Consider the following 13,520-nt stretch of genomic DNA (forward strand, 5'->3'; position numbering starts at 1 on the left):
GGGTTGGACCAATCTATCGCTCTTCACCCCGCCATAGATAATTCCTATATTCCGCCCATGCTCCCCACCATTCGCCAACTGCAATATCTCAAGCTCCTCGCCGAGCATGGCGCCTTCGGGCGCGCCGCCGAGGCCGCCCATGTCACCCAGCCGACCCTCTCGGCCGGCATCCAGGAGCTGGAGCGCACGCTCGGCGCGCCGGTCGTCGACCGGGCCCGATCCGGCGTGATCCTCACCGCCGTAGGCGAGGCGGCCCTGGCCCGGGCCAATGTCATCCTCAACGAGGCCGAAGAGCTGGTGCAATCGGCGCGCAACGCCGCCCAGCCCCTGACCGGCCGCTTCCGCCTGGGCGTCATCCCCACGGTCGCGCCCTTCCTGTTGCCCAAGGCCCTGCCGATCCTGCGCGCCCGCTTCCCCAAGCTGCGGCTGTTCCTGCGCGAGGACCTGACCCAGCGGCTGATCGCGGCGCTGAAGGCCGGCCAACTCGACGCCGCCCTGATCGCCTTGCCCTTCGACATGGCCGGCCTCGCCCACGCCCACGTCTCCGACGACGAACTGATGGCGGCCCTGCCCTCCAATCACCGGCTGCTGGCCGGCGGCGGCTCCCTGCCTGTTGAGCTGGAGGGCGAGGACCTGATCCTGCTGGAGGACGGCCACTGCCTGCGCGACCACGCTCTGGCCGCCTGTGGCCTCAAGCCGCCCAAGGCTACGGGCGACGAGGAGGCCTTCGCCGCGACCTCCCTGCCGACCCTGGTCCAGATGGTGGGCTCGGGCCTTGGCGTCACCTTCCTGCCGGCCATGGCCGTGCGCGCCGGCCTGACCGACGCAGCGCCCGTCTCCGTCCGGCCCCTGCGCGCCGATCACCCCAGCCGCGAGATCGTCGTCGCCTGGCGCGCCGGCTCCAGCCGTGGGGCCGAGGGCCGGCTTCTGGCCCAGACGCTCCAGGACGCCTGAAAAGATTATTCCAGATATATCTAAAAACATCTTGCGGTCCGATAGGGTCCGATATATCTAGCAATCAGACATATCGAAATAGGATCGAAACATGCACAGACACTTTTGGGATCGCCACGAACATCACAGCCGCCATGGTTGGGGCGGACATATCCGCGACCACATCCGTGGCCGCCACGGCCGGGGGCCTGAGGGCCGCATCGGCCGCCTCCTGGAGCACGGCGATCTTCGCTTCGTGGTCCTGGCGCTGGTCTCCGAAAAGCCCCGTCACGGCTATGACGTGATGAAGGAACTCGAGGAACGCACCGGCGGCGCCTATCGGCCCTCGCCCGGGGTCATCTACCCGACCTTCTCGCTGCTGGAAGACGAAGGTTTCGTCGCCCAGGTCGGGGTCGAGGGCGGCCGCAAGGCCTATGAGATCACGCCCGCCGGCCGCGAGGCCCTCGAGAAGAACCGCGCCGGCGTGGACGCCATCTTCGCCCGCCTGGACGAAGCCGGAACCCAATCCTCCGGCGCCCGGCCCAAGCTGCAAAGGGCGATGCAGAACCTCGGCACCGCGCTCGCCCTGCGCATGCAGCGCGGCGACGTCACCGAAGCCCAGGTCGAAGCCATAGCCGCCGCCATCGATGAGGCCGCAGCCAAGGTGGAGCGGACCTGAGGCCTTCCACCCTCTCCCGTCTGACGGGGGAGGGCGGCTCGACCTGGGGGTCGACATCGACTATATCTGACCAACAAGTTGGTCAGGAGGCCGTGATGGCGAGCGTCAACATCGCCGAAGCCAAGGCTCGACTCAGCGAATTGATCGCCCAGGCTCAGGCCGGCGACCCGGTCAGCATCACGCGGCGGGGCAAACCCGCCGCGCAGCTGATCGCCGCTGGCCGGCCGCGCAAGCCCTTGGATCTCGAAGCGCTCCAGGCCCTGACGGCGTCAATGCCCCAGCCGGATATCGCGGCGGAGAGCATCGTCCGGCAGATGCGAGATGAGGATCGCTATTGATCTATCTCGACACTTCGCTCGTGGTCGCGGCCCTGACGCCGGAGGTCGCGACCGGGCGGGTCCAGTCCTGGCTGGCGGCGGAGGAGGAATTGTTCGTCAGTGACTGGGTGGCGACAGAGGTCTCTTCCGCGCTGTCGATCAAGCTCAGAACCGGTCAGATCCATCTCACTCACCGGGCCGAGGCGCTTGCGATGTACCATCGGCTCACGGCGGACACCTTGACCACCTTGCCTGTACTGCCCCTGCATTTCCGCGCGGCGACGGCTTTCGTCGATCGTCACGAGCTTGGACTGCGGGCCGGGGACGCCCTGCATCTGGCCATTGCGTCGGACCACGGCCTGACCGTGGCGACCCTGGATCAGAAAGTGGCTGAGGCGGGCCTCGCCCTCGGCGTTGCGACCCGCCTGATTTAGACCACCCTCAATCCATCAGCTTCTGCGCCAGGTACACATAGTGCCGGGCCCAGCGGCGGGCGTTCAGCTCCGGGTCGGCGTCGTTGGCGTGGCCGCCGAAAGTCTGTTCGTAATAGAGGTAGGGAACCCCCATCGCCTCGAGCTTGGCCGCAAACTTGCGCGCGTGGCCGGGATGGACCCGGTCGTCGCGGGTGTTGGTGGTGATATAGGCCTCGGGATATTTCACCCCGGCCTTCAGGTTCTGATAGCCCGAATATTTGCCGATGAAGGCCGCGTCGGCGGGCACGTCGGGGTCGCCATATTCCCCGATCCACGAGGCGCCGGCCGACAGCTTGTGATAGCGCAGCATGTCGATCAGCGGGCTCTCCACCACGACCGCGTTCCACAGTTCCGGATGCTGGGTCAGGGACACCGTGGTCAGTACCCCGCCGTTCGAGCGGCCATAGATGCCGAGCCGCCGGGGCGAGGTCAGGCCGCGCGCGGTCATGTCCCTGGCCACCGCCGCGAAGTCGTCGAAGGACAGCTGGCGCTTCTCGCGCAGCACGGCGTCGTGCCAGGCCGGGCCGAACTCCCCGCCGCCCCGGATATTGGCGATCACATAGGCGCCGCCCCGCTCCAGCCAGATCTTGCCCATCTCCGGCAGATAGATCGGCGGCTTGGCGATCTCGAATCCGCCATAGCCGTACATGATGGTCGGCGTGGAGCCGTCGAGCTTGGCCGCCTTCGGCCAGACCACGAAGTAGGGGATCTTGGTCCCGTCGGAAGAGGTCGCCCAATATTGCCGCACCCCGTCCTTGGACGCATCGAACCTGGCCGGCAGGGCCTTGACCTGGGCCGCTGTCACGGCGCCGGCGTCGGCCAGCCACAGGCTGGTGGGATCAAGGAACCCCTCCGCCGCCACGAACAGCTGGTCGTCGGCCGAGGCCGTGGCGCGCAGGGTGAATGTGGCGTCCTTGGGCAGGGGCAGGCGCTTGGCGCCTGACCACTTGCCGCCCGTGAAGCCGTAGACATCGACCGCGCCCTTCACCTCGTCCAGCAGGTTCACCACCAGCCGGCTGTCGGTGGACTCCACCGACTGGATCGCCTGGCGCGGGCCGGGCTGGAAGATCAGTGTCGGCTTGGCGTGGGCCGCGTCGGCCTGCAGCGCCTTGAGGTCGTAGGAAATCAGCGCCCCGGCTCCGAACCCGCCCCAGGCCTCCTTCAGGGCGAACACCGCCTGGCCGTCGACATAGGCCTCGAGGTCCGCCTTCTTCGGCAACGGAACCCGGGTGGCGCCCGCCGCGCCGATCAGCTGGTATTCGCTTTCGAAGAAGCTCACGCCCCGCCGGACCAGCAGGGCGTCGGCCTTACCGCCCGCGCCGTGCAGCACCGCCGGCTGGGCGGAAACGTCGGCCTTGTCGCCCCGGAACACCTCGCGGGCGCTTCCGTCGCGGCCGACGATCTTGACCACATAGGCATAGCCCGAGGCGGTCACCTCGCCCGGCGTCCATTCCCGGGCCACGGCCAAGTGGTCGGCGTCGATCCAGTCGGTGCTCTGCTTGCCCTCGGCGAAGCGGAAGCCTTTGGCCACGAAGGCTTTGCTGACCGTATCATATTCGCGGATCTCGACCGCGTCGCCGCCGCCATTGGACAGCCGCACCAGGCAGAGGGTCTCGGCCGGCTTGCGGCAGTCCGCGCCTTTCCAGATCCAGTTCTTGCCCTCGGCCTTGGACAGCGCGTCGAGGTCGAGCGTCACGTCCCAGGCGGGCGCGGCCGTCCGATAGCTGGCCAGGCCGGCGTGGCGCCAGACTCCATGGATGTGCTCGGCGTCCTGCCAGAAGTTGTCGATGCCGCCGGCCCGGAACTCCGGCCACGGAATACGGTCCTTGGCGGTGAAGATCGCTCGCGCCTGCGCATGGAAGGTCGCGTAGCGGGGATCGGTCTCCAGCCGCCCGGCGGTCCTGGCGTTCTGACCCTCCACCCAGCTCATCGCCTTGGGCGCGTCGATGTCTTCCAACCATTGGAAGGGGTCGGCCGCGGTCTGGCCGGGCGCCTGGGCATGGGCCAGGGCGGGCAGGGCGAGGGCGGCGGCGAGGGCGGCGTGGATCGGCTTCATGGCGCGTGAGTTAAACGCCCCGGGCAGGACTTGTCTCGCCAAAGGTGATCCCGCGCGCGTTCTCCCCTATATAGCGCCGATCATGAGCCGTCCGTTCCTGAAGATGAACGGGCTCGGCAACGACTTCGTCGTGGTCGAGGCCCGCACCGCCCCCTTTGATCCTTCCCAGGACGAGGTGCGGAAGATCTGTGACCGGACCGCCGGGATCGGCTGCGACCAGCTGGTCTCGCTCGAGCGCTCTGCAAAGGGCGACGCCCGGGTGCGGTTCTGGAACGCCGATGGCGACGAGGTCGGCGCCTGCGGCAATGCCTCGCGCTGCGTAGGCTGGCTGTTGATGGAGGCTGGCGGAACGGACACCGCCGTGCTCGACACCCGGGGCGGCCTCCTGCGGGCCACCCGCGCCGGCGACCACCGGGTCAGTGTCGACATGGGCGAACCCCGCCTGGCCTGGACCGAAATCCCGCTCGCCGAGGACATGGACACCAAGGGCATAGAGCTGCAGGTCGGCCCCATCGACGCGCCGATCCTGCACACGCCGGGCTGCGTCTCCATGGGCAATCCCCATGTGGTGTTCTTCGTGCCCGACGCCGAATTGGCCCCAGTCCGCGAGGTCGGGCCGATGATCGAGCACCACCACCTGTTCCCCGAAGGCGTCAATGTCGGCTTCGCCCAGGTGAAGGCCCGCGACCGTATCCGGCTGAAGGTCTGGGAACGGGGCACCGGCCTGACCCGGGCCTGCGGCACCGGCGCCTGCGCCGCCCTGGTCGCCTGCGCCCGGCGGGGTCTCACCGACCGCAAGGCGACGCTCGAGCTCGACGGCGGCGAGCTCACCATCGAATGGCGCGAAAGCGACGGCCACGTGATCATGACCGGGCCGCTGGAGCTCGAATTCACCGGGAACCTGCCGTGAGCGGCGACCACGACCTCCTCGATTCCGGCTCGGTCGCCGACGCCCCGGTCCGCGAGGACGACCCCCATGCCGACGTCCGGGTGGTGACCTTCGGCTGTCGGCTGAACGCCTATGAGAGCGAGGTCATCCGCGCCCGCGCCGCCGAGGATGGGCTCAAGGACGCCATCGTCTTCAACACCTGCGCGGTCACCGGCGAGGCGGTGCGTCAGGCCCGCCAGGCAATCCGCAAGGCGCGGCGCGAACGCCCGGGCGCCAAGCTGATCGTCACTGGCTGCGCGGCCCAGATCGATCCCGCCGCCTTCGCCGGCATGGCCGAGGTCGACCTGGTGCTGGGCAATGCCGAGAAGTCCCAGGCCGGATCCTACGCCCCCCAGGCCGAGCCGGTGCGGGTTCGGGTCAATGACATCATGAGCGTGCGCGAGACCGCCGGTCACCTGATCGACGGGCTGAAGGACCGGGCGCGGGCCTATGTCGAGGTCCAGAACGGTTGCGACCACCGCTGCACCTTCTGTGTCATCCCCTATGGCCGCGGCAACTCCCGCTCGGCCCCCGCCGGCGAAGTGGTCGAACAGATCCGCCGCCTGACCGCCCAAGGCTACCAGGAGGTGGTGCTGACCGGGGTCGACGTCACCAGCTGGGGCTCCGACCTGCCGGGCGCCCCGACGCTCGGCCAGCTGGTCGCGCGAATCCTGAGGCTGGTTCCCGAGCTGCCGCGCCTGCGGCTCTCCTCCATCGACGCCGCCGAGATCGATCCGGACCTGATGCGCTGCCTGGCGCAGGAACCCCGGCTGATGCCCTATCTGCATCTGTCGCTGCAGGCCGGCGACGACATGATCCTCAAGCGCATGAAGCGCCGCCACAGCCGCGCCGATGCGCTGAAGCTGATCGCCGAGGTGCGCGCCGTGCGCCCGGATACAGCGTTCGGCGCCGACCTGATCGCCGGCTTCCCGACCGAGACCGACGAGATGTTTGCGAACACCGTCCGCCTGGTCGAGGAGACGGGCCTGGCCTTCCTGCACGTCTTCCCGTTCAGCCCGCGCCCCGGCACGCCCGCCGCCCGCATGCCGCAGCTGACCCGCCCAGTAATCAAGGCCCGGGCCGCCCAGCTGCGCACCGCCGGCGAGGTCGCGCTTGCCCGTCACCTGGCCCGTCAGATCGGCCGCGAGGTCCAGGGTCTGGTGGAGCGCGGCGGCCTCGCCCGCGCCGAGGATTTCACAGAGATCGCCTTCGCGGGCGAAGCGGTGGTGGGATCGATCGTCTCCCTGCGCGTCACCGGCGCCGAGGGCGGCAAGCTGCTGGCGGAATTGGCCTAGTCGCTGCGCCGCCCCGGGAACCCCGGCAAGCTCCAGTCCCACAGGATCGCGCCCGCCCGCACCCCGAAGGCCAGGGCCGCGCCGGCCAGTCCCGCCGGCAGGCCCGCAACCCCGAACGTCTGCAGGATCACAAACAGCCCGGCCCCCAGCATGGCGCAGGTCACATAGATCTCGCGCCGCAGCAGCACCGAGGGTTCGTGGGCCAGGACGTCGCGGATCACCCCGCCCAGACAGGCGGTCAGCACCCCCATGACCACGGCGGTCAGGGGCGGGGCGCCCAGGGCGGAGGCCTTGGCTGCGCCGACAATGCAATAGGCCGACAGCCCCACCGCATCGAGCCAGAGCAGCACCTTGGCCCGCCCGGGCCCCGGCCCGACGATCCACACCGCCAGGGCGGCGGCCAGGCAGGCGGCCAGATAGCCGGGCTTGGCGATCCAGAACACCGGGGCGCCGAGCAAGAGGTCGCGCAGGGTCCCGCCGCCTACCCCGGTCACGGCGGCGAAGAAGCCGAAGGTGACGATGTCGTGCTGGCGACGCGCGGCGGCCAGGGCCCCGGTCGCCCCGAACACGGCGACGGCGGCATAGTCGAGCCAGACAAGGGCCGTGGCGATCTGATCCATCAAGCCTGCTCTATCCCGGCTGCGTCCGAGCCGCTAGAAGGCGGCCCATGACCGAACCGAAGAAGGGTTGGCTCCAGCGCCTCGCCGGCGGGCTCACCCGCTCGTCCAAGGCGCTGACGGAGCAGGTGGCCGCTACCTTCACCAAGCAGCCGCTGGACCAGGCCAAGCTCGACGAACTCGAAGAGATGCTGATCGAGGCCGATCTTGGCCCGCATTCGGCCGCCCGCATCACCGCGCGCTTCGCCGAGGAAAAATTCGGCAAGAGCGTCGACGAGGACGAGATCAAGCAGGCCCTGGCCCAGGCCATCGGTGACGAGCTTTCGACCCGCCAGGGCGATTTTGATCCCCTGTCCGGCCCCCGGCCCTATGTGGTGCTGTTCATCGGGGTCAATGGCTCGGGCAAGACCACCACGCTGGGGAAGATCGCCGCCGACCTGAAGACCCGGGGCGCCAAGGTGCTGATCGTGGCCGGGGACACCTTCCGCGCCGCCGCCGTCGAACAGCTCAAGATCTGGGCCGACCGGGCCGGCGCCGACTTCGTGTCGCGACCCATCGGCTCGGACGCCGCGGGCCTCGCCTTCGAGGCCCTGGAGCGCGCCAGGGCCGAGAACTACGACGTTGTGCTGATCGACACCGCCGGCCGGCTGCAGAACAAGCAGGGCCTGATGGACGAGCTGCACAAGATCATCCGGGTGATCAAGAAGCTGGAGCCGGACGCCCCGCACGAGACCCTGCTGGTGCTCGACGCCACGGTCGGGCGCAACGCGCTGGCCCAGGAGAACATCTTCGGCAACCAGATCGGCGTGTCCGGCATTGTCATGACCAAGCTCGACGGCACCGCCCGCGGGGGGGTGCTGGTTCCGGTGGCCCAGGCCTCCGACAGTCCGATCAAGCTGATCGGGGTGGGCGAGGGCATCGAGGATCTGCAACCGTTCAACGCCCGGGCCTTCGCCCGCTCCCTCGTCGGCCTGGAGGACCAATGACCGCCTCGCCCGCTGCGCCCAAATGGGTGCGCTATGTCGTCGACTATGGCTCGCTGGTGGTCTGGCTGATCGCCTTCTTCGCCACCGGCCGCAACCTGATCCAGGCCACCTGGGCGCTGATGGCCGGCTCGGCGATCGCACTGCTGGTCGGCCTGATCTTCGAGCGCCGCATCGCCCCCATCCCGCTGATCGCCGGTGGCGCGGCCCTGGTGTTCGGGGGCCTCACCCTGGTCTTCCATGACGCCCGCTTCCTGAAGATGAAGCCCACGGTCATGAACCTGCTCTATGGCGGCGGCCTCCTGATCGGCCTGGCGATGCGCAAGAATCCGCTGCAGCTGGTGGTGGGCCAAGCCTTCCAGATGGATGACGCCGGCTGGCGCAAGCTGACCCTGCGCTACGGCCTGTTCTTCCTGGCGCTCGCCGCCCTGAACGAAGCCGTCTGGCGGACCCAGCCCGACACCATCTGGGTGCTGTTCCGCTTCCCCGGCCTGATGATCCTGACCGTCGCCTTCGCGCTGACCCAGGCGCCGGTGATGATGCGCCACGCCCTGGAGGCGGAGGCCGACTAGGGGCTTTGGACCGCCCACGGACCGTCTGTCGTCAAACAGACGTGAAGGGCCTATAGATTCCCGGCAGCTCCAAGCGGCGAGGTTGGGTCGATGTCTAAGGGCAAGTCGGGCGGCAAGGCGGACGGGCTTCCCGTCCTGGACCGGTCTCCCAGCCATCTGCTGCATCGGGCCCTGCAACTGGCCCTAGACATCTATGCCGACGAATTCGGTCCGGGCGGCGTCACCCAGCGTCAGTACGCGGTGCTGGCGGCGGTGGAGACCCAGGAAGGCCTCACCCAGACCGACCTGGTGCGGATCACCGGCATCGACCGCTCGACCCTCGCCGACATGGCCGCGCGCATGATCGCCAAGGGCCTGCTGGAACGCCAGCGCTCGGCCTCCGACGCCCGCGCCAACGCCGTCAGCCTGACCGAAGCCGGCCGCTTCGCCCTTGATGAGGCGCGTCCGAAGATGGCCGCCGCCGACTCGCGGCTGTTGAAGCTGTTGTCCGGCGGCAAGCGCGAGACCCTGACCGGCCTGCTGCGCGACCTGATCAAGGCCGGGGACGAGGCCCAGGCGCCGGGACCTGTCGCCGAAAAGCCGGCGAAGAAGCCCAAGGCGGACAAGCCCAAGAAGGCCAAGGCCGACAAACCGGCCAAGGCCGCGAAACCCGAAAAGAAGAAGGCCAAGAAGGCGGCGTGAGCTGAATCCTCGCCCCGCTTCATGGGGGCGGACGGCTCGCCTAAACCTTGATGTCGAGGATCGAGCCCGGCCGCAGGTAGCGGGTCGGCGCTTCGGTCGGCAGGGTCGTAGGGATTTTTTGCACATAGGCGGCCTGGGCCACGGCGGGCGAGGCCGTGCGCGGGGTCGCAGCCGACTGGGCGATCGTCTGGGTCTGGATGGCCTGGGGCGCGGCCTTGCCGAGCGCGGCCTCGAAGAAGGCGCGCTGCGCCGCAGAACGCGTCGCGTCGGGCCGCTGGACGTTGGGCGTCGTCGTGGCCTGGGGCTGGAAGTTCGGGCGGATCGGCGCGGCCATGGGACCCCGGAAACATGGTTAACCAGACCCTACCCTGGGCTGGACGCTCCGAAGATATGGTTAACGCGGGGCCTTGGCCAGCATCGCCTGGGCGTCGGCCTCGGTCAGCGGCCCGGAATGCTTGTCGAGGATCATGCCGTCGGCGCTGACCAGATAGGTCTCCGGCACCCCGGTGACGCCGAGCTCGATCCCGGCCCGGCCATCGCGGTCGACCAGGCGCGCGGCATAGGGATCGCCCAGCCGGGTCAGGAAGGCTTGCGTGTTCTCTGGCGCGTCCTTGTAGGCCACGCCCACCAGCTTGACGCCCCGGCGCTTGAGGGAGACCAGCACGGGCGCTTCCAGCTCGCAGGGGGCGCACCAGGAGGCGAAGACATTGACCAGCGCCGGGCCCCTGGCGGCTTCGCTGAGGGCCAAGGGCCGGCCGTCGTCGAGGCTGGGCAGGGAGAGCGCCGGCAGGGGGTGTCCGACCAGGGCGCGGGGCTCGACCTTGGGGTCATGGTGCAGGGCGTAGAGCCCGAACAGCAGGGCGAGCGCCGCCAGCACCGCCAAGGGCGCCAGCGCCAGCCAGCGGCTCACGCTTCGGTCTCCTGCCCGGTCCTCTGGGCGGCGTTCAGCGCCTCGGTGCGTTTCCGCCAGCGGCGGGAATAGGCCAGGCTGGTCCAGATCATGGCCGCCAGCGTCGCGGCGGTGATTGCATAGGCGGGGCCGATGAAGGCGGCGTATTTGCCGGTGAACAGGTCGGCCATGGGGTCAGGCTCTCGCGGCGCGCAGGGCGGCGGCCTCGGCGCGGCGTCGCCAGACCTCGCCGCGGATGCGGACCAGCCACAGGGCGCCGAAGCCGGCCATATAGGCCAGGCCCATCAGCAGCAGGGGGGTGAGGAAGACAGGCGCCAGGGTCGAGCCGCCCTTGCGGAACACCGAGGCGCCCTGATGCAGGGTGTTCCACCAGGTCACCGACCAGTGCACCACCGGCAGATTGACCAGGCCCACCAGGGCCAGGATCGCGCCGGCCCGGGCGGCCTTGGCCTCGTCATCGAGGCTGGCGCGCAGGGCCATATAGGCGAGGTAGAACAGGAACAGCACCAGGACCGAGGTCAGGCGAGCGTCCCACACCCACCAGGCGCCCCACATGGGCCGGCCCCAGAGCGAGCCGGTGACCAGGGCGAGCGCCGTAAAGGCGGCGCCCAGGGGGGCCGCAGCCTGGGCGGCGGCGTCGGCCAGGGCGTGGCGGAACACCAGGGCCAGGAAGCTGGCCACGCCCATGCAGACATAGACGAACATGCTCATCCAGGCCGCCGGCACATGGATGAACATGATCTTGACCGTAGCGCCCTGCTGATAGTCGTCCGGGGCGGTGAAGCCGAGCCACAGTCCGGCCAGGGCCAGGGCGATGGCGATCGCCGCGAACATCGGCGCGGCCCAGCGTGAAAACGCCATGAACCGCTCGGGATTGGCCAGGAACGCGGGCGCCGGAATCATGGCTCGCCGATTAGCCCCCAAGGCCTTCCGGGGCAATGGTCTAGATCAAGGCGGCGCGAGGACCGGCCGACCCAATGGCGAAGGCCGGCCGGTCCTCACGGACGTCAGCCCTCGTGGCCGCCGTCCATCCCGTGTCCGCCCATGTGATGGCCGCCCATGCGGCCTTCCATCCCGCCACGCGGACCGCCATGGCGCATCATCATCGGCGGCAGGGCGTCGAAGGCCTTCTGCTGGGTGGGGGAGAGCTGGGCGTAGAAGCGTTTCACCGCCGCGATGTGCTGGTCCATCATCGCCTCGTGCTCGGCCATGCGCGACTTCATCTGGTCGAGGCGCTGGGGGGTGGTCAGCTTGGCCATCTCCTCATGCTCCTCGCGCATCTTGTCCATCCTGCCCTCCGGCGGCTTCATGGCCGCGATGAAGGCCTGCAGGGCCGGCTCCTGGGCGGGGCTCAGCTGCAGGACGTCTCGCAGGTGCTGGATGTGGCGCTGCATCATGGCGGCGTGATCGGGATGGCCGTCCGGCCCGGCCATGTCGTGGACGCCGCCCATCATACCGGGCGGCGGCGGAGCGGTCTGAGCGACGGCCGCGCCGGCAGCCGCGAGGATCAGCAATGACGCGCCCAGGGCGGCCGGTCGGAAGGATTTCAGGTTCATGGGTGTCTCCGTTGCAGCGCCCCTACAGCCTCTAACGGATGGCCCGGCCGGTTCCGGCGGTCGGCGGACCTTAAGCTTTCGTCATGTTTGGGGGTCAGCTCAGGGCGTTGCGGCAGGCCGCGGCCATGGCCACCGGGCCCAGGGCCACGGCCGCGGCGGCATAGGCGCCCAGCAGGGTGAATCCGGAGCGCCAGGGCAGGCCCGAGGCGAAGGCGTCCAGCGCTCCGCCGCCGAAGATCACCGGCGGCACGAACAGCGGCAGGACGATCACGGCGGTCAGCAGGCCGCCGCGCCGGGCGCCGAGGCTGAGCGCCGCGCCGATCCCGCCGGTGAAGGCGAAGGCCAGGCCGCCGACCAGGGCGCTGGCGAAGATCAGCGGCGCCAAGGCGAGCGGCGCGCCAAGCGCGATGGCGGCGATCGGGGCGGCGAGCGCCAGGGGCGCGCCGGTGGCGATCCATTGGCCCAGGCACTTGATGGCGCAGGTCAGCTCGAGCGGCATGGGCGAGAGCGTGATCAGGTCGAGCGCCCCATCCTCATAGTCGCGCTCGAACAACCGATCGAGGCTGAGCAGGGCGGCGAGCGCCAGGCCGATCCAGGCCATGCCCGGCGCCACGGCGGCCAGCCGCGCCGGCTCGGGTCCCGTGGCCAGCGGCAAGAGGGTCGCGACCCCGGCATAGAAGCCGACCGAGACCATGGGCCCGCCGCCCCGGCCCCAGGCCAGGCGCACCTCGCGGGCGAACAGCTCCAGGGCCGGGCTCATGCTGCGGCTCCGTCGGCGCGGATGTCCACGGCCCGCGCGGGGATCGGCAGGGGATCGTGGATGGCGGCCAGGATCAGGCCGCCCCCGGCCAGGTGCTCGGCCATGATCTCCCCGAACCGGGCGCGCCAATCGCTGTCCAGCGGACTGAGCGGCTCGTCCAGCAGCCACAGGGCGCGCGGCGCCGACAGCAGCCGCGCCAGGGCCAGGCGCCGCCTCTGGCCAGCCGACAGCCGGCGGATCTCCAGGTCCAGCAGGGGGGTGATCTCCAGCCGGCGCGCGGCTTCCGTCGCCGCCTCGGCCGTCCCGCCGTTCCAGCGGGTCCAGAAGTCGAGCTCCTCGCGCGCCGTGCGGCCGGACTTCAGCCCGTCCAGGTGGCCCAGCAGGTGCAGGCCGCTGGCCCGGGCCTCGGCGGCGTCCAGGTCGCCAAAGCCGATTCGCCCGGCCTCCGGCGCGATCAGGCCGGCCACGGCGCGCAGCAGGCTGGTCTTGCCGGCCCCGTTGCGGCCGGTCAGGGCGCAGGCCTCGCCAGCGCTCAAGGTCAGGCTCAGCCGCGAAAACAGACGCCGCCCGCCACGGGCCAGGGCGAGGCCCTCGATCTCCAGGCGTGTGATCATCGGTCGCGCGCGCCCGTTGCATGGACGGGAAAGAATCTAAGGGTTATGACGCGCGCGGCCGGCGCCGCCTCGGGGGGCGTACGCGGCGCTGGGGCGAACGCTGTGTGTCCGCCTCGAAAAGCGCGCGATCCCCGATGCGGTCGTTG

Annotated in this window: 18 protein-coding genes; 9 read left to right on the forward strand and 9 right to left on the reverse strand. The window is 69.9% G+C overall.

What is annotated here, in order from left to right:
- Positions 1 to 57: 57 nt before the first annotated feature.
- The 4 genes from Q7P21_RS00565 (at position 58) to Q7P21_RS00580 (ending at position 2,363) form a co-directional block, all read left to right on the forward strand.
- Positions 58 to 954: a hydrogen peroxide-inducible genes activator gene (locus Q7P21_RS00565; RefSeq protein WP_304175276.1), complete on the forward strand. Its 897-nt coding sequence runs from the start codon at positions 58 to 60 to the stop codon at positions 952 to 954.
- 91 nt (positions 955 to 1,045) lie between these two features.
- On the forward strand, positions 1,046 to 1,612 hold the full coding sequence (locus tag Q7P21_RS00570) for a PadR family transcriptional regulator (RefSeq protein WP_304175278.1): 567 nt from the start codon (positions 1,046 to 1,048) through the stop codon (positions 1,610 to 1,612).
- 95 nt (positions 1,613 to 1,707) lie between these two features.
- A complete protein-coding gene (locus tag Q7P21_RS00575; protein WP_304175280.1) occupies positions 1,708 to 1,950 on the forward strand; it encodes a type II toxin-antitoxin system Phd/YefM family antitoxin in 243 nt (80 codons plus the stop codon).
- A complete protein-coding gene (locus tag Q7P21_RS00580) occupies positions 1,947 to 2,363 on the forward strand; it encodes a type II toxin-antitoxin system VapC family toxin (RefSeq protein WP_304175281.1) in 417 nt (138 codons plus the stop codon). The genes Q7P21_RS00575 and Q7P21_RS00580 overlap by 4 nt, the downstream gene beginning before the upstream one ends.
- Positions 2,364 to 2,370: 7 nt before the next feature.
- Here the strand turns inward: Q7P21_RS00580 and Q7P21_RS00585 are convergent, their stop codons facing one another.
- Positions 2,371 to 4,458 carry a prolyl oligopeptidase family protein gene (locus Q7P21_RS00585; RefSeq protein WP_304175283.1) on the reverse strand — a complete coding sequence of 696 codons (2,088 nt, stop codon included), beginning with the start codon at positions 4,456 to 4,458 and terminating at the stop codon, positions 2,371 to 2,373.
- Positions 4,459 to 4,540: 82 nt separating this feature from the next.
- Between Q7P21_RS00585 and dapF the strand changes: the two genes are divergently transcribed.
- On the forward strand, positions 4,541 to 5,368 hold the full coding sequence (dapF, locus tag Q7P21_RS00590) for a diaminopimelate epimerase (protein WP_304170059.1): 828 nt from the start codon (positions 4,541 to 4,543) through the stop codon (positions 5,366 to 5,368).
- On the forward strand, positions 5,365 to 6,681 hold the full coding sequence (mtaB, locus tag Q7P21_RS00595; RefSeq protein WP_304175285.1) for a tRNA (N(6)-L-threonylcarbamoyladenosine(37)-C(2))-methylthiotransferase MtaB: 1,317 nt from the start codon (positions 5,365 to 5,367) through the stop codon (positions 6,679 to 6,681). The genes dapF and mtaB overlap by 4 nt, the downstream gene beginning before the upstream one ends.
- Here the strand turns inward: mtaB and Q7P21_RS00600 are convergent.
- Complete coding sequence (locus Q7P21_RS00600) at positions 6,678 to 7,301, reverse strand: trimeric intracellular cation channel family protein (RefSeq protein ID WP_304170057.1); 624 nt, start codon at positions 7,299 to 7,301, stop codon at positions 6,678 to 6,680. The two genes, mtaB and Q7P21_RS00600, sit on opposite strands and share 4 nt — an antisense overlap.
- A gap of 47 nt (positions 7,302 to 7,348) precedes the next feature.
- Here Q7P21_RS00600 and ftsY point away from each other — a divergent pair, with 47 nt between their 5' ends.
- From ftsY to Q7P21_RS00615, 3 genes are all read left to right on the forward strand, one after another.
- Positions 7,349 to 8,284, forward strand: coding sequence for a signal recognition particle-docking protein FtsY (ftsY, locus tag Q7P21_RS00605; RefSeq protein WP_304170056.1), 936 nt, complete (start codon positions 7,349 to 7,351; stop codon positions 8,282 to 8,284).
- A complete protein-coding gene (locus tag Q7P21_RS00610; RefSeq protein WP_304170055.1) occupies positions 8,281 to 8,853 on the forward strand; it encodes an inner membrane-spanning protein YciB in 573 nt (190 codons plus the stop codon). Before ftsY ends, Q7P21_RS00610 begins: the two co-directional genes overlap by 4 nt.
- Positions 8,854 to 8,943: 90 nt before the next feature.
- Positions 8,944 to 9,534 carry a MarR family winged helix-turn-helix transcriptional regulator gene (locus Q7P21_RS00615; protein ID WP_304175287.1) on the forward strand — a complete coding sequence of 197 codons (591 nt, stop codon included), beginning with the start codon at positions 8,944 to 8,946 and terminating at the stop codon, positions 9,532 to 9,534.
- Between the two features lie 40 nt (positions 9,535 to 9,574).
- Here the strand turns inward: Q7P21_RS00615 and Q7P21_RS00620 are convergent, their stop codons facing one another.
- The 7 genes from Q7P21_RS00620 to ccmA form a co-directional block, all read right to left on the reverse strand.
- A complete protein-coding gene (locus Q7P21_RS00620) occupies positions 9,575 to 9,868 on the reverse strand; it encodes a hypothetical protein (protein WP_304175289.1) in 294 nt (97 codons plus the stop codon).
- A 60-nt stretch (positions 9,869 to 9,928) separates the two neighbouring features.
- Complete coding sequence (locus tag Q7P21_RS00625; RefSeq protein ID WP_304170052.1) at positions 9,929 to 10,444, reverse strand: DsbE family thiol:disulfide interchange protein; 516 nt, start codon at positions 10,442 to 10,444, stop codon at positions 9,929 to 9,931.
- On the reverse strand, positions 10,441 to 10,614 hold the full coding sequence (gene ccmD / locus Q7P21_RS00630; RefSeq protein WP_304170051.1) for a heme exporter protein CcmD: 174 nt from the start codon (positions 10,612 to 10,614) through the stop codon (positions 10,441 to 10,443). Before ccmD ends, Q7P21_RS00625 begins: the two co-directional genes overlap by 4 nt.
- A gap of 4 nt (positions 10,615 to 10,618) precedes the next feature.
- On the reverse strand, positions 10,619 to 11,347 hold the full coding sequence (ccmC, locus tag Q7P21_RS00635) for a heme ABC transporter permease CcmC (RefSeq protein WP_304170050.1): 729 nt from the start codon (positions 11,345 to 11,347) through the stop codon (positions 10,619 to 10,621).
- 104 nt (positions 11,348 to 11,451) lie between these two features.
- On the reverse strand, positions 11,452 to 12,000 hold the full coding sequence (locus tag Q7P21_RS00640) for a Spy/CpxP family protein refolding chaperone (protein ID WP_304170049.1): 549 nt from the start codon (positions 11,998 to 12,000) through the stop codon (positions 11,452 to 11,454).
- Positions 12,001 to 12,094: 94 nt separating this feature from the next.
- Entirely contained in the window at positions 12,095 to 12,760 is a 666-nt protein-coding gene (gene ccmB / locus Q7P21_RS00645; protein ID WP_304175291.1) for a heme exporter protein CcmB, read from the reverse strand.
- Positions 12,757 to 13,374, reverse strand: coding sequence for a heme ABC exporter ATP-binding protein CcmA (gene ccmA, locus Q7P21_RS00650; protein ID WP_304175293.1), 618 nt, complete (start codon positions 13,372 to 13,374; stop codon positions 12,757 to 12,759). The genes ccmB and ccmA overlap by 4 nt, the downstream gene beginning before the upstream one ends.
- Positions 13,375 to 13,520: the final 146 nt, after the last annotated feature.

The organism is Phenylobacterium aquaticum (genome assembly GCF_947378715.1).
GTDB lineage: Bacteria > Pseudomonadota > Alphaproteobacteria > Caulobacterales > Caulobacteraceae > Phenylobacterium > Phenylobacterium aquaticum_A.

Bases quoted from the DNA above. Each gene is read 5' to 3' on its own strand.
- Q7P21_RS00565 (WP_304175276.1), top strand. From the start codon at position 58: ATGCTCCCCACCATTCGCCAACTGCAATATCTCAAGCTCCTCGCCGAG.
- Q7P21_RS00570 (WP_304175278.1), top strand. From the start codon at position 1,046: ATGCACAGACACTTTTGGGATCGCCACGAACATCACAGCCGCCATGGT.
- Q7P21_RS00575 (WP_304175280.1), top strand. From the start codon at position 1,708: ATGGCGAGCGTCAACATCGCCGAAGCCAAGGCTCGACTCAGCGAATTG.
- Q7P21_RS00585 (WP_304175283.1), bottom strand. From the start codon at position 4,458: ATGAAGCCGATCCACGCCGCCCTCGCCGCCGCCCTCGCCCTGCCCGCC.
- dapF (WP_304170059.1), top strand. From the start codon at position 4,541: ATGAGCCGTCCGTTCCTGAAGATGAACGGGCTCGGCAACGACTTCGTC.
- Q7P21_RS00600 (WP_304170057.1), bottom strand. From the start codon at position 7,301: ATGGATCAGATCGCCACGGCCCTTGTCTGGCTCGACTATGCCGCCGTC.
- ftsY (WP_304170056.1), top strand. From the start codon at position 7,349: ATGACCGAACCGAAGAAGGGTTGGCTCCAGCGCCTCGCCGGCGGGCTC.
- Q7P21_RS00610 (WP_304170055.1), top strand. From the start codon at position 8,281: ATGACCGCCTCGCCCGCTGCGCCCAAATGGGTGCGCTATGTCGTCGAC.
- Q7P21_RS00615 (WP_304175287.1), top strand. From the start codon at position 8,944: ATGTCTAAGGGCAAGTCGGGCGGCAAGGCGGACGGGCTTCCCGTCCTG.
- Q7P21_RS00620 (WP_304175289.1), bottom strand. From the start codon at position 9,868: ATGGCCGCGCCGATCCGCCCGAACTTCCAGCCCCAGGCCACGACGACG.
- ccmD (WP_304170051.1), bottom strand. From the start codon at position 10,614: ATGGCCGACCTGTTCACCGGCAAATACGCCGCCTTCATCGGCCCCGCC.
- ccmC (WP_304170050.1), bottom strand. From the start codon at position 11,347: ATGATTCCGGCGCCCGCGTTCCTGGCCAATCCCGAGCGGTTCATGGCG.
- Q7P21_RS00640 (WP_304170049.1), bottom strand. From the start codon at position 12,000: ATGAACCTGAAATCCTTCCGACCGGCCGCCCTGGGCGCGTCATTGCTG.
- ccmB (WP_304175291.1), bottom strand. From the start codon at position 12,760: ATGAGCCCGGCCCTGGAGCTGTTCGCCCGCGAGGTGCGCCTGGCCTGG.
- ccmA (WP_304175293.1), bottom strand. From the start codon at position 13,374: ATGATCACACGCCTGGAGATCGAGGGCCTCGCCCTGGCCCGTGGCGGG.